The sequence below is a fragment of the Alistipes sp. An31A genome (assembly GCF_002159425.1).
Classification (GTDB): Bacteria; Bacteroidota; Bacteroidia; order Bacteroidales; family Rikenellaceae; genus Alistipes; species Alistipes excrementigallinarum.
On the sequence record NZ_NFIO01000004.1, the window covers coordinates 192,191 to 206,498 of the forward strand.

Here is a 14,308-nt window from a genome sequence, read left to right on the forward strand (position 1 = left end):
GGCCTCCGTGAGGTGCGGTGTCGGGTTGCGACGCCCGATTGCGGGCCATGCCCCTTTCCGGACGACGGGCGAGGCCTGCCGCCTGCAGTTGCCGCTGCAGGGGCGTTCCGACGATGCGGAATCTGTGCGTATGTCCCCTGCTTGAAGTCTAACCTAAATAATACCTGACCATGTCACAATCGCTTATCACCCGCCGCAAATCGTTTTTGCTCCGGATTATCCCGGTGATGCTCTGCTTCTTTGCCATGGGGTTTGTCGACCTCGTGGGCACGGCCTCGAACTACGTGCAGCAGGACCTCGGGCTGACCGATGCACAGGCGAATCTCTTTCCCTCGCTTGTCTTCTTCTGGTTCCTGATTTTCTCCGTGCCGACGGGCATGCTGATGAATAAAATCGGACGGAAAAACACGGTGCTCATCAGCCTCGTGGTCACGGCCGTATCGCTCTTCATCCCGACCTTCGGTGACAGCTATCTGATTATGCTGGCTTCGTTCTCGCTGCTCGGCATCGGAAACGCCATCATGCAGACGTCGCTCAATCCGCTGGTTACGAACCTTATAAGCAGCGACCGGCTGGCTTCGACCCTCACCTTCGGCCAGTTCGTCAAGGCCATCGCCTCGTTCCTGGCTCCGATTATTGCGGCGTGGGGCGCCACTACCCTCCTCCCCGTCTTCGGCCTGGGCTGGCGGGTGCTGTTCGTCATCTATGCCGTCATCTCGTTGCTGGCCATCTCGCTGCTGGCCGCTACGTCCATCGAAGAAGACCGCCCCGTTGCGGCGTCGAGCATCGGCCAGTGCCTCAAGCAGCTCGGCAGGCCCTTCATCCTGCTCTCCTTCCTCGGAATCATGTGCCATGTCGGAATCGACGTGGGAACCAACACCACCGCTCCCAAAATCATCATCGAACGGCTGGGTCTTCCGCTCGAGGATGCCGGATTTGCCACCGGAATCTACTTCATCTTCCGTACCATCGGCTGCTTCCTCGGGGCATTCATCCTGCGCGCCATCTCGCCGAAGCTCTTCTTCGCCATCAGCGTGCTGATGATGCTCGTCGGCATGAGCCTGCTGGCTCTGTGCGACACCCTTGCACCACTCTACACGGGCATCGGACTGATTGGATTCGGCAACTCGAACATCTTCTCGGTCATCTTCTCGCAGGCGCTCGTCTATGCCTCGGACAAGAAGAACGAGGTGTCGGGCCTCATGATTATGGGCCTCTTCGGCGGTACGGTCTTCCCGCTGGCGATGGGCTACGCGGCCGATGCCGTCGGACAGATTGGCGCCGTTGCCGTCATGACCGTTGGAGTGCTCTACCTTCTTTACTATACGTTGAAAATCAAAAAGATATAGTTCAATCTAAAATACTGATTCAATGACCGCAAATGATGTTGTCGTAGGAATGGGCGAAGTCCTGTGGGACATGCTCCCCGAAGGGAAAAAGATTGGCGGCGCACCGGCCAATTTCGCCTATCATGTCTCCCAGTTCGGATTGCCGAGTTGCGTGGTGAGCGCCGTGGGTGAGGATGCGCTGGGAAAGGAGATTCTGGATAACTTTACCTCGAAGGGGCTCAACTGCCACATTGCCACGGTGCCCTATGCCACGGGAACCGTGCAGGTGAGCATCGACCAGGCGGGGGTTCCCCAATATGAAATCAAGGAGAATGTGGCGTGGGACAACATCCCCTACACTCCTGCGCTCGAGGCGCTCGCCCGCCGGACGAAGGCGGTCTGCTTCGGCTCGCTGGCCCAGCGCAGCGTGGTGTCGCGCAACACCATCGGCAGCTTCCTGGATGCCATGCCCGAGAATGACGAGACGCTGGTAGTCTTCGATGTCAACCTGCGTCAGGGCTTCTACAACAAGGAGATTCTCTGCAACTCGATGAAGCGCTGCAACATCCTGAAGATAAACGACGAAGAGTTGATTCAGGTAAGCCGCATGTTCGGCTATCCGGGCATCGACCTTCAGGACAAGTGCTGGATTCTCCTGGGAAAGTACAATCTGAAGATGCTGATTCTCACCTGCGGAATCAACGGCAGCTACGTCTTCACGCCGGGCAACATCTCGTTCCTGCCCACCCCCAAGGTGGAGGTGGCCGATACGGTGGGTGCCGGCGACAGCTTCACCGCTGCCTTCATCTCGTCAATCCTGAAGGGCAAGAGCGTCGCCGAGGCGCATGCCCTTGCGGTCCAGACCTCCGCCTATGTCTGCACCCAGAAGGGTGCCATGCCGGTGCTGCCTCCGCAGTTGACGGGACAGCTGCAGTAGCTGCGGCACGGATGTGATTCTTTTATGCGGCAATCGGTCGGGAGTATCGTCTCCCGACCGATTGTTTTTGGGACCGCGCCGCGATGGAATGCTCCGGGAAGAGGGCTCTTCGGGACCCTTCTTCCGCCTCAGGCCGACAGGACGCTTGAAGTACGCGCCGAATAAAGCGTCCCGATGCCGCTCCAGGCCATGCGGTAGCGGGCATTGCTCATCCGGCTGCCGGTTGACTGCCGGGAACTGAATAATGCCTTCGATGGCTACGCCTCAGACCTGCTTTTGAGGCGTGGCCTGTTACGGCGCGCAATCGGTTCCAAGGTTTGGATGCGAAAATCTCGATTACGTGCCTGGAAAGAGATTCATCTCCTTGCCACCTCCGAACGGTTGTATGCATGGCGCGAAGAGTGATGGCTTGCAGAGTCGTTCTTTGTATTCGATGTGGCGGTCTTCGCTCCTGTATTTCAATTCCGGACGGCACGAAAACTTGGATTGGTCGGAATATATACGCATCCTGGTTTTTCCATTCGGAACACGTTTAGTGTACATGCCAAGGTGGCGAGTGGCCGAAAGAGACAGCCGCCGGGGACCGGAACGGCCGGGAATGTGATTCTCATCCGACCGTACTCTACCCTCCCCCGAGTATCCGGCAGGTAACATTGTCCCCGCAATCATCGGCAGGAACGTGTAGACCTACATCTCCTTGTAGGCAGTCGGCGAACAGCCGACCGCCTTTTTGAAGTAGACCCCGAAAAACGATTGATTGGCGAAATTCAGCAGGTCGGCGACCTGCTGAACCGTATATTGGCCGCTCTTCAGCAACGCCTTGGCCTCGAGAACCACATAGTCGCGAATCCAGTCGCCGGCATGGCGTCCGCTGACGGCATAAACCACCTGCGAGAGGTATTTCGGGGTCAGGCAGAGTCGGTCGGCATAGAACTGAACGCTGCGCTGCGAGGCGTAGTGCTGCCGCAGCTCCTCGAGAAAACGGTCAAAAATCTGCCTTTTGCGCGACCCCTGTCGGGAGTCCTGCTCCTCGACCAGCGGGGCCATCAGCTGACAGATTTCACCGTAGAGCACCTGCAGGTAGCCCTTCAGGACCTCGTGCTTGAACCGGAAGTCTGGCTGGCGGAGCTTTTTGCGCAGGGCCCGGCAGAGTTCCAGTATCTCGGACGTCTGCTCCTCGGTGAGCTCGAGCAGCGACTGCCGCGAAAGGAACTTGCGCACGATGAGCGCCCCTTCGCTGTTCTGCTCCGAAATGATGTAGCTGTTCGACAGGGCGATAAGCACTATGCGGTAGTCGGCCGAAATGTCGAGGCATTGGCCGATGGACCCCGGAGTGACTATCAACAGCGAGTTGCGGTGCAGCTCGTATTCATTGAGGTTTAGCCGCACGCGCATCCTCCCGCCCAGACACAACTGCATCATGGCTGCCTGAATCTTGAAGGGATACGGTGCCGTGAGTATGGGAACCATCGACGGGTCGCTCGAATAATTGCGCGAAGGCCCCGCTTCGCCGAAATCGCCGGCCAGAAAGAACTGATTGTCGACGATGCAGTCCTGCTCGTCGAAGGGTATCATCGCCAGATTGAGTGCATTGAAGTCCCGGAGTTCATCCATTGTCGTTCGCTTTATGTCGACAAATATACGGATTCAAACAGGAAAATCGGTTGTTTTTCACTCAAAAGGTCTGTTTTGCCGTCCTTTCGAACAACATGACGGCAGCATGTGACAAAAGCCTTCACGGAAAAATCTGGAACTTTGCCGGTGAAAATTTCAAAAATGATGGCAATGAAGACAGCAGTAAAGAGCGTCGGGCTTGCACTGGTTGCAGCCCTGACGTGCGGCTGTGCGGGGAGTCCGTCCAACGAACCCTACGTACAGCGGGTGAGCCTGACGCGGCCCGAGCTTCTGGGCGGCGAAACAATCCGCACCTTTTCGGGCGTCGTCCGTGCGGCCCACGAGGTGAACCTGGGATTCAAGACGGCCGGACAGATTGCCCGGATTCACGTGGAGGAGGGTGACTACGTGCGGCGCGGAGAGCTGCTCGCCGAACTCGACGACGCCGACTACCGGCTGGCGGTCGAGGCGTTGCAAATCCAGTACGACCAGCTCAAGGATGAGGTCGAACGCACGAAGCAGCTTTTCGAGCAGAAGAGCGTCTCGGCCAATGACTTCGAGAAGGCCAGCGCCGGGCTGCGGCAGCTGGGCGTACAGCTGCAGGCCAACCGCAACAAACTCAACTATACGAAGCTCTACGCTCCGACCGACGGCTATATCCAGAAGGTGAACTTCTCGCCGGCGGAGATGGTCGATGCCGGGACGGCGCTTTTCTTGCTGCTCGATGTCTCGCGCATGGAGGTCGAGGTCGACATTCCGCCCGTCGAGTACCGTCGCCGCGACCGCTTTACGCACTTCGCCTGCCGTGCGGCGGGTATCGACGGGGAGATGCCGATGCGCCTTTCGGGCATGCCGCCCCGGGCCGACGGCAACCAGCTCTACCATGTGACGCTCGCCTTTGCGGGACAGCCCGACCGGCGGCTGACGGCCGGCATGAATGTCGAGGTGCTCATTGGCGTGGCCGATACGACGGGCCGGCAGGGTTACGCTCTCCCGTTCGGGAGCATCTTCCTCGAGGGGGAGACGCCCAGCGTGTGGGTCTTCGGCGCCGATTCGACCGTGCGGCGCCGGGCCGTTGTGCTCGGCAATACCGATGCTGAAGGCCGGGCCGTCGTTGTCGGAGGGCTCGATGGCGGCGAATGGGTTGTTCGGGCCGGAGTGTCGGCTCTTGAAGAGGGCGAGAAGGTCCGTGTGGTGGCCGAGCCGAGTCAAACCAATGTGGGAGGGCTGTTGTGATGAAGATGAAGCTGACCGAATTTTTCATGCGGCGGCCGGTGCTGTTCTGGTCGCTTGTGGGAGCTATCCTCATCGCCGGAGTGCTGTCGTTCCTCTACATGCCCAAGCTCGAGGACCCGGCCGTGGCGGTCAAGCAGGCGATGGTCGTGGTTCCCTGCCCCGGAGCGAGCGCCCACGAAGTGGAGATGAAGGTGGCCCAGCTGATGGAGGACGAGCTGCGGGCGCTGCCCAACGTCAAGAAGGTGAAGAGCGAGTGCCGCAACGGCTCGGTGCTGCTGACTGTTGAGTTCCAGATGACGGTGCTGAACCGGGACCTGGAGCAGCACTTCGACCTACTGCGCCGCAAGGTGAGCGACGTTGCGTCGCGCCTGCCCCAGGGGTGCTACGACCCGGTGGTCATCGACGACATGATGGATGTCTACGGCATCTTCTATGCGCTGACGGCCGACGGATACGACTATCCCGAGATGTACCGCTATGCCAAGTATCTGCGGCGTGAACTGCTCGACGTGAAGGGCGTCAAGCGGATTAACATCGCCGGCAACCGCGACGAGGTAATCAACATCATCCTCTCGAAGGAGCAGATAGCGCGCAACGGAGTGATTCCGACGCAGATAACCTCGGCGCTGCAGCAGGCCGGCAAGACGGTCAACGCCGGGGCCTATCTGAGCGGCGACGAACGCATCGCCCTCTATGTCGATTCGGCGGCCGACGACGTGGAGGAGATTCGCAATCTGGAAATCCGCACGATGGACAGCCGTCAGATGCGCATCGGCGATGTGGCCCGTGTCGAGCGGGGCTACGCCTCACCGCAGCGCAACGGGTTCTTCGTGGACGGAAAACCCGCCCTGGCCCTTTGCATCGCCATGGAGTCCTCGGCCATCGTTCCGGATGTGGGCAAGGCGGTCGATGCACGGCTCGAGGAGGCCATGAAGCAGCTTCCGGCCGGCTTCCGTACGGAGAAGATTTTCTTCCAGCCCGACAAGGTTTCGGAGGCCATCTCGTCGTTCATGTGGAACCTGCTGGAGTCGGTCGTGATAGTCATCCTGGTGCTCATCTTCACCATGGGATTCCGCAGCGGTTTGATTATCGGGTTCGGACTGGTGCTGACGGTGGCCGTCTCATTCCCGATTCTGCTGACGTGCGGCACGACGCTGCAGCGCATCTCGCTCGGTGCCTTCATCGTGGCGATGGGCATGTTGGTCGACAATGCCGTGGTGATTATGGACGGCATCCTGATTGACAAGAAGCGGGGCCTCTCCCCGAAAACATACCTCTACCGCATCGGCCGCAATACGGCCCTGCCGCTGCTCGGGGCGACCGTCATCGCCGCCTCGACCTTTCTGGGCATCTACCTCTCGCCCGATTCGGCGGGCGAATATGCCGGCGACCTCTTTCTGGTGCTGTGTGTGAGTCTGCTGGCCAGCTGGGTGCTGGCGCTGGTACAGGTGCCCGTATGTGCCAAGTCGTGGCTTCCGGCCCGCGAAAAAGCTCTGCCCGGAGCGCAGAAGCCGGCCGTGATGAACTCGCCGGTCCACCGCTTCGTGCGCCGCACAATCGCCTTCCTCATCGGGTACAAGCGGGCGACGATTGTTGTGGCCTTTGCCGTGCTGGCCCTTGCGCTCTTCGGCATGACGCGTGTCAAGAACCTCTTCTTCCCCGACTTCGACTACAAGCAGTTCGTCGTCGAGTGCTTCTTCCCCTCGGCCACGGATGCCGACCGGGTGCGTGACCGTCTGCTCGAGATGAGCGACAGCGTGCGGCTCCATCCGGGCGTCGACCGTGTGGCTGTCAGCCAGGGCAGCGCCCCGGCGCACTATTGCCTGGTGCGTCCGATGACCTCGGGCGGCGACTGCTACGGTGAACTGATTGTCGACTGCCCCGATTACAAGACCGTTCTCAAGACGATTCCCGACATCCGTCGGCAGTTGCGTGAGGAGTTTCCCGAGGCCTATGTCCGCATCCGCAAGTACAACTTCTCGATTTCGACGTCGCATACCGTCGAGGTGGAGTTTGCGGGTCCCGACCCGGCCGTGCTGCGCGAGCTGAGCGCGCAGGCCGAGGCCATCATGCGCCACTCGCCCTATGTCGATGTCTACTCCGTGCAGAACAACTGGAAACCGAAGGGCAAGGCGCTCGTTGCCGAGTTCAACCAGCAGGATGCCCTGCGGGCCGGAATCGGCCGTGGAGATGTGGCCAACGCCCTGCTGGCTGCCACCGACGGCATGCCGGTCGGCGTGCTGAACGACCAGGAGCGGATGGTGACGTTGAACCTCCAGGTGCGCAACGACGACGGCAGCCGCATCCGCAACCTCGACGAGATACCCGTCTGGAGCATGATGAACCTGCGTATGAGCAACGAGGAGCTGCAGGGTGCGTTGGCCGGCGGTCGCGGGATGAGCGAGCTGCAGGAGCGCATGTTCCGCGCCATGCCGCTCGGAAATGCCGTGCGCGACATCCGCCTCGACTGGGACGAGGATGTGGTGCTGAGGATGAATGGACGGAGGGTTATCGAGGCGGAGTGTGACCCCAACCCCGACTGCGACGAGGCGACGCCGGCCCGCGTTGTCGAGTCCATCCGTCCCGAAATCGAGGCCATCGCGCTGCCCGACGGTTATACGATGCGCTGGGTGGGCGAAGGCGAGCTGCAGGGTGAGGCCATCGGCAATCTGATGAAGTACCTGCCGCTGACCATCTTCCTGATTCTGGCCATCCTGCTGGCGCTGTTCAACAGCTGGCGCAAGGTGCTGCTCATCCTCCTTTGCTTCCCGTTTGTCTTCTGCGGCATCACCCCCTCGCTGCTCCTGACGGGACAGCCGCTCACCTTCATGGCCATCATCGGCATGATGGGACTCATCGGCATGATGGTCAAGAACGCCATCGTGCTGGTCGACGAAATCAACCGGCTGCAGACCGAGGAGCACCAGTCGCCCTATACGGCCGTCATCGAGGCGACCGTCTCGCGTGTGCGGCCCGTGCTGATGGCCTCACTGACGACCATCGTCGGAATGATACCGCTGGTCGGCGACCCGATGTACGGCTCGATGGCCCTGACCATCATGGGCGGCCTTACGGTCGGTACAATCATCACGCTGGTGCTGCTGCCGCTCTTCTATGCGGCCATGTTCCGGATTCGCAAACCTCAAAACGCTTAAGAGATGAAAATCAAACCCATATATGCACTTCTGGGAGCAGCCCTGCTGTCGGTCCTTGCGACGCGGGCCCAGCAGCTGCTGCCGCTCTCGCTGGCCGAGTGCCGCGAACGGGCGCTTGCCCACAGCGAGGAGCTGCAGCAGGCCGATATCCGCCTCGAGCAGGCGCGTCTGGACCGTCGCATCGCCTCGGCGGCCGCTCTTCCGAAAATCGAAGGTTCGGCGACGGGTGCCTATGTCATGCCTGATATCGACATGATGGGCATGGAGCTGCGCATGCGCGGCACCTACATGGCGGGACTCACTCTCACGCAGCCGCTCTATGCCGGCGGCAAGATTTCGGCCGCCCGTCGTATGGCGCGCATCGGTGAAGAGGTGGCCGGCGAGCAGCAGCGCATGACGCGCATGGATGTGCTGGTCGAGGCCGACAACGCCTACTGGACACTGGTGGCCGTCGACCGCAAGGTGTGCATGCTCGAAAGCTACGCCGCGCAGATGGATACGCTCTATGACCAGGTATCGGTGGCTTTCCAGACCGGCATGGCCATCGAGAACGACCGGCTGCGCATCGAAGCCAAGCGCAGCGAAATCCACTACCAGCTCCAGAAGGCCCGCAACGGAGCCGACTTGTGCCGCATGTCGTTGTGTCGGGTGATTGGCGTGGATAGCGACCAGCGTCCCGTGCCGACCGATACGCTCTTCCAGCCGTCGGCGCCCGGTCTCCTGTCGGCCGAGCTCGATGCCCGGCCCGAATTGCGGATGCTCGAACAGCAGGTGGCCATCGGCGAGCAGCAGATTCGCGATGCCCGTTCGGCGATGCTCCCCACGGCGGGGCTTTCGCTCGGTTATACCTACTACGGCAACATCAAGCTGCATAGCATGGTCGATGCCGGAGGCGGCAACTACCTTCCCTATACGCAGGAGTTTCGCGACGGACTGGGAATGGCGATGGTGGCCGTGAAGATTCCGATTTTCCACTGGGGCGCGAGCCGCAAGAAGGTTCGCAAGGCGCGTTACGAGCTGCAGAACGCGCAGCTCGACCTGCAGAAGAATACGCGCCTGATGACGCTCGAGGTCGAGCAGGCAATCCGCAACGTCGAGGACGGTTACCGGATGATTCAGACGGCCGGACTGGCCTTGCGGCAGGCCGAAGAGAACCTGCGCGTGATGCGTAACCGGTATGCTGCGAAGATGGCACCGCTGACTGACCTCCTCGATGCCCAGTCGCAGTGGCAGCAGGCCGAGAGCAATCTCATCGAGGCGCAGACGCAGTACCGAATCTACGAGACCGAATACCTCAGAAGCACCGGAGCGTTGGAGTAATCGCAAAGGGTGAGCGTTTAAGGGGCGTGGCCGGAATTCCGGCCACGCCTTTTTATGCCCTTTCTCATCATACGCCGCAAATCATGATGATACGCATTGTGCTGAATATCTCCTTGATAAACTCCCCACCCGGTTGTTTTTTGCTTTCTCTTGCAGAGAATCCTAAAATAAAAAAAGCCTTGTAAACGATAGTTTACAAGGCTTTCATCTGTTTCTACGGAACTTCGGGCTTTCTTCCTGCCCTTCTCTTCTCCTTCTCCGGCCCCCTCTCTGGCGGTGCGTAGGGGAAATGAACATTCGCCCACACCAGAAAGATTATCAGCAAGATACGCAATTACAAAACGTTGTCCACCGATTTAGGTGTCTTCACAATCGCATCGAATTACATCTTGCTTGCCTTGTGCTCTTTTACGACCTAAAAGTAATCGTTTTTTCAGAAAAAAGCAACTGCCGCTATCTTGGTGCGCAGGTGTAAGAAATACAGCCCACTGACCTTGCGGTAGCGGGCTGCGGTGTCTGTATGATGTTACCGGGCACAATACTCCCGCCCGGAATGGGAGTTCCTTTCTTTATTGGGGTTATACTTCGGTTATTTTCCGTTTCAAGCGGAACTTTTCCCGCCCGACGGTTTACTGTTCTTTCTTCAAGGTAGGCAGGCTGTTTCCGTCTTTGAGTTCGTACTGCCAGCCTTTACCGCTCAGGGCGGCGTTCATGTGGGCAAGGGCATTCTGCCAGAGGCCGTCCGTCACCTGTGTGGTTCCGCCGGTACCTACCTGGTCTTCACCGATGCCTTGTTCCTGACCGTTGCCTCCCCAGTAGCAGGCGGTGATGATACCGCCTCCAGACATGGAGCCCTTGAAGTTCCTTCCCGCCACGCCGCCTGTGGTTCCGGTCGGGCCGCTGACATCTCCCTTGGCATGGTAGCAGGCAGTCAGGATGCCTAAATTGTTGCTTCCCGTTACGCCGCCTACATAGATGGTGCCGCTTCCGCTACCGGTCACGCTGCCCGTGGCATAGCAGGCGGTCAGGGTGCCACCTCCGTTGTATCCCACCACGCCGCCGGCATGGGAGTTGTTCGTACCGTCATTTTCAACGGTCACGTCACCCGTGGCGTAGCAGCCGGTCAGGGAGGCCCCACTATTCGTTTCTCCCGCTATGCCGCCGGCAAAGATCACGCCCTTCACTGTGGCCGAGGAGTTGCACCCGGTGATGGAACCGCCCCATTGAGAGCCCACCACGCCACCTGCGAACGTTGTGCCGCTGACGCTGCCCGACACCGAGCAGTTTTCAATGGTACCCCAGCTATCTCCTGCCACGCCGCCGGCATAGCCCGAACTGTTGTCGCTTGTTATCTGTACGCCCTCCAGCACCACGTTCTGCACCTTGCCGCCGGAGCCGAGGTAGCCAATCAGCCCTACATAGTTTGTCCCTTCTTGGTTGACGGTCAGCCCCGTGATGGTCTTATCTTTACCGTTGAAGGTGCCGGTGTATGGTTGGCTTTCAGTGCCTATCGGCGTCCACTCTCCCGTCAGGGTGAGGTCTGTGTCAAGGGTGATGTTGATGTCGGTCTTGCCCTCTTCGTTCACCAGCTTGGCTACATTTTTCAGCCCATCGGCGGTGGTGACGGTGTAGCTGCCGTCGCCCTCTATGGTGTATCCCGGGTCTTTTGCCGCAGCGAGGGAGACGGTGTAGGTATATTCCTCGCCCGCCTGCCAGTCGGCAGCCCCCTGCATCCGGTAGACGAAGACCTTGCCGTTGGTGAATTTGCAGGTGATGAAGGCCGTACCCGCTGCCACCGTTTGCGGGGCTACGAGCGCGGTGTAGGTGTCGCCGCCCTTGTCATGCGGGGCGATTACAGCCGGGTTTCCATTCTCGGTGGAGAGGCCTGTCAGCCGCACGAACATCTGCTCCTCGGTGTAGTCCGTCAGGATGACGGTGACCCGCGCCGTGCGGTGGGTGAAGCGGAGTGTGGGGTTGCCGTAGCTCACCGTCTGTTCCTCGGCTACGATGAAGTCGCTGCCCTCGAAGTCTTTCCGGGCACTTTGGTCGGCAGCTACCTTCACGGCAGGCGGGGTTGTCTCGCCAGCGGTGTAGGGCCACCACGCCGTGACGGTGATGTTATTGTGGTTGGTCCAGTAGTGCGGGTCGGTGGAGGTCAGCGTGGCGCTGGTGTTGTCGGAGGTGGAGGGCGTCACATTGTATGCCTTCACCGTGCCGCCAATCAGGACGCCCACTAAAGAGACCCCTTCCCAGTTGCCGTCCACGGGGGCACGGGTACCGGCGGTGGCTGTCGCGTCGGGGTTCAGTCCCGTGGCGGTGAAGACAATGGGTGTGCCTTCCGCTCCTTCCGGCAGGAAGCCCGCTTCGTCCTGCGTGCAGGCGGCAAGGCCGAGCAGCAGGGCGAGGGCTGCGGATATATGGATGGTTGTTCGTTTCATGATGCGTGTTGTTTAGGGTTCGTTATTGTTTCTTTTGCAGTACGGGCAGACCATCTTTGCCGAGTGCCCACTGGTAGTCGTTGCCGGTGAGGGCGGCCTTCATGCCATCGACGGCTGGCTGCCAGGAGTCGCCGGAGTCTATTCGATGCGTATCATCGGTGCCATCGTTAATTGCTACTCCGGGATACCCATTCTGACCATAATAGCAGGCGGTGATGGTGCTATAGTTGAGACCAGCGATTCCGCCATTACCAAGGCCTGACGTTAAATTTCCATCGAACCAACAGCCAATAATGCTACCGATGTTGGAAGTCGCAATGCCGCCGACATATCCTCCTGTTGAAGAAAGATCTCCCGTTACGGAGCAGGCGGTAATGGTGCCGTAGTTGGACATCGCTATGCCACTGGCCACACCGTTTTGTATCACGTTGAAGTCCACATCCACCAGTTGCAGGTTCTTCACCTCGCCGTTGCCGCCGATACCGCCGAACAACGCAGCACTCTCACCCTGCGGATTGTCCGTAGTGATGGCCAGCCCCGTGATGCGGTGTCCCTGTCCGTCGAAGGTGCCTTGGTAACCGTATTTAGACATGACGCCATCACCTATCGGCGTCCATGTCTTGCCCGTCAGGTCGATGTCGGCAGTCAGGGTGCAGTTGAAGCTGAGATCACTCTTTGCGGCTTCCGCCCATGCCAGCAGGCCGTCTGCGTTATAGACCGTGTAGGTCTTGGTGGTGGTGTCGTAGATGTAGCCCAAATCCTCGGCTGCGCCGCTCTCGCCTTGGCCGGGTTCCCAGCCGCCGATGGTGCAGCCCTCCAGCGTCAGGCCGGTGGCGTTCACCTTGACGGTGTAGGTATAGCGGTTGCCCGCCTCCAGCACGACGTCGTTCTGCGGGCGGAAGTAGAAGTTGCCGCCGCCAAGTTCCACGCGGATGAACGGCTCGCCTTTCGCAACGGTCTGCGGGGCGGTCAGTGCCTCGTAGCTGTTGCCGCTTGCGTGGTAGGTCTGGATGGCGGTCGGGTTTTCGTTATCGGTGGACAGGCTCACGAGGCTCACCGTGGCACCGTCCACGCTCGTGAATCCCGTACCGGGTTTCAGTTCGATGGCCATGCGTGCCGTGCGGTGGGTAAAGGTGAGTTTCGGGTCGTCAAATTCCACCGTTTGGTCGATGGCGGAGATGAAGTCGCTGCCTTGGAACGCGGCCAGCGTGCTCTGGTCTCCGGTCACCTTCACGGCAGGCATCCGTGTAATGTCCGCCTTGTCGAAGGGCCACCATGCCGATACGGTAATCGGGTCGCGGCTGGTCCAGTAGTGCGGGTCGTCCGCGCGTGAGAGTGTGGCGCTCTTGTATCCGTCGGCATCCGTAGCCGTTACGGTGTATTCCTTTACCGCGTCGCCCATCTTGAGTGCCACGGTCTGTACGCCCTGCCAGTCGCCGTCCACGGTGGCACGGGTGGATGGAGCTGCCTGTGGCGTTGCCTCTACGGACAGTCCGGTGGCACGGATGACTACGGGATATTCACCTTCGGGCAGACGATTGTCGTCAGCCGGTTCGTCCTGTGTGCAGGCGGCCAGTGAGAGGGCGAGTGCTGCAAGTGCAAAAAATCTTGTCTTCATTATATCGGTCATTTTATCAGTTACAAATCTGCGTCTACTTCACCATTATCTATTTCTTCCCAACCTGATATGGTAGCCCCTTGGATTTCCACTTCATCCGGTGTTTCCAGCGTTCCGCCGAGGGTCATCGGTTCGCTCTTCGCGGTGTTGAAGGCCGCGAGGGCTTCCGTAAGGTCGCTCTCCAGCGTGGTGGGGGTCGGGTTGCCGTCAGCATAGCGGATTTCACCCGTCAGCAGCTGTTCCGTGCCGGTCACACCTAATAGCCGCACCGTGGCTTTCCACTTCCCGGCATCGTCACCTTCGGTAATCTTGGTGAAGGGCAGCACGACGCTCGAAGCGGCTCCGTAGGTATCGGTTGCGAAGTCGAGTGTTCCGGCTGCACCCGTCAGATGGGCAACAATCTCCGTGATGCGTCCGGCGGCATCACCCGTCGGCTCGACGACAAGCGTCAGCTCGCGTACCTGCTGCTTCATGGCGGCGGTAAACGGGTAGTCGGTGTCCTTCTCAATCGACACCTGTTCGGCATGGGTGAAGAACCACCCCGGGGCGTTGTCGATGAAAGTGCCCGTCGTCTGGCTGCCCGAGGCCGGGGCGACGGTGGCCGTGGTGCCGCTGACGGTGATGCCCTCGGCCGGGTTCCACGCCACGAGGGTGTAGCTGCC

At 60.0% G+C, this 14,308-nt stretch carries 9 protein-coding genes; 5 read left to right on the forward strand and 4 right to left on the reverse strand.

Annotated features, from left to right (window positions below; all coding sequences use genetic code 11):
* Nucleotides 1-170: 170 nt before the first annotated feature.
* Together B5F90_RS05865 and B5F90_RS05870 are read left to right on the forward strand one after the other, a co-directional pair.
* Nucleotides 171-1,349 (forward strand): MFS transporter, encoded by a 1,179-nt coding sequence (locus tag B5F90_RS05865; protein WP_087361864.1) that lies wholly within the window; start codon nt 171-173, stop codon nt 1,347-1,349.
* 22 nt (nt 1,350-1,371) lie between these two features.
* Complete coding sequence (locus B5F90_RS05870) at nt 1,372-2,265, forward strand: carbohydrate kinase (RefSeq protein ID WP_087361865.1); 894 nt, start codon at nt 1,372-1,374, stop codon at nt 2,263-2,265.
* A gap of 687 nt (nt 2,266-2,952) precedes the next feature.
* Here B5F90_RS05870 and B5F90_RS05875 read toward each other — a convergent pair.
* A complete protein-coding gene (locus B5F90_RS05875; RefSeq protein ID WP_087361866.1) occupies nt 2,953-3,879 on the reverse strand; it encodes a helix-turn-helix domain-containing protein in 927 nt (308 codons plus the stop codon).
* Between the two features lie 171 nt (nt 3,880-4,050).
* Here B5F90_RS05875 and B5F90_RS05880 point away from each other — a divergent pair, with 171 nt between their 5' ends.
* From B5F90_RS05880 to B5F90_RS05890, 3 genes are read left to right on the forward strand one after another with little or no spacing between them, the layout of a single operon-like run.
* Complete coding sequence (locus B5F90_RS05880) at nt 4,051-5,115, forward strand: efflux RND transporter periplasmic adaptor subunit (RefSeq protein WP_087361881.1); 1,065 nt, start codon at nt 4,051-4,053, stop codon at nt 5,113-5,115.
* On the forward strand, nt 5,115-8,270 hold the full coding sequence (locus B5F90_RS05885) for an efflux RND transporter permease subunit (protein ID WP_239307753.1): 3,156 nt from the start codon (nt 5,115-5,117) through the stop codon (nt 8,268-8,270). Before B5F90_RS05880 ends, B5F90_RS05885 begins: the two co-directional genes overlap by 1 nt.
* 3 nt (nt 8,271-8,273) lie before the next feature.
* Nucleotides 8,274-9,590, forward strand: coding sequence for a TolC family protein (locus tag B5F90_RS05890; protein ID WP_087361867.1), 1,317 nt, complete (start codon nt 8,274-8,276; stop codon nt 9,588-9,590).
* A 629-nt stretch (nt 9,591-10,219) separates the two neighbouring features.
* Here the strand turns inward: B5F90_RS05890 and B5F90_RS05895 are convergent.
* The 3 genes from B5F90_RS05895 to B5F90_RS05905 form a co-directional block, all read right to left on the reverse strand.
* Nucleotides 10,220-12,028, reverse strand: a complete 1,809-nt coding sequence (locus B5F90_RS05895) for a fimbrillin family protein (protein WP_087361868.1) — start codon at nt 12,026-12,028, stop codon at nt 10,220-10,222.
* Nucleotides 12,029-12,050: 22 nt separating this feature from the next.
* Entirely contained in the window at nt 12,051-13,646 is a 1,596-nt protein-coding gene (locus tag B5F90_RS05900; RefSeq protein ID WP_087361883.1) for a fimbrillin family protein, read from the reverse strand.
* A 20-nt stretch (nt 13,647-13,666) separates the two neighbouring features.
* Nucleotides 13,667-14,308: FimB/Mfa2 family fimbrial subunit (locus B5F90_RS05905; protein WP_087361884.1), on the reverse strand; the 642-nt coding region annotated here is incomplete at its 5' end.

What these genes read in the sequence shown, in the direction of transcription:
- B5F90_RS05875 (WP_087361866.1), bottom strand. Translation starts at nt 3,879, where the DNA reads ATGGATGAACTCCGGGACTTCAATGCACTCAATCTGGCGATGATACCC.
- B5F90_RS05885 (WP_239307753.1), top strand. Translation starts at nt 5,115, where the DNA reads ATGAAGATGAAGCTGACCGAATTTTTCATGCGGCGGCCGGTGCTGTTC.
- B5F90_RS05865 (WP_087361864.1), top strand. Translation starts at nt 171, where the DNA reads ATGTCACAATCGCTTATCACCCGCCGCAAATCGTTTTTGCTCCGGATT.
- B5F90_RS05895 (WP_087361868.1), bottom strand. Translation starts at nt 12,028, where the DNA reads ATGAAACGAACAACCATCCATATATCCGCAGCCCTCGCCCTGCTGCTC.
- B5F90_RS05870 (WP_087361865.1), top strand. Translation starts at nt 1,372, where the DNA reads ATGACCGCAAATGATGTTGTCGTAGGAATGGGCGAAGTCCTGTGGGAC.
- B5F90_RS05890 (WP_087361867.1), top strand. Translation starts at nt 8,274, where the DNA reads ATGAAAATCAAACCCATATATGCACTTCTGGGAGCAGCCCTGCTGTCG.
- B5F90_RS05900 (WP_087361883.1), bottom strand. Translation starts at nt 13,646, where the DNA reads ATGAAGACAAGATTTTTTGCACTTGCAGCACTCGCCCTCTCACTGGCC.
- B5F90_RS05880 (WP_087361881.1), top strand. Translation starts at nt 4,051, where the DNA reads ATGAAGACAGCAGTAAAGAGCGTCGGGCTTGCACTGGTTGCAGCCCTG.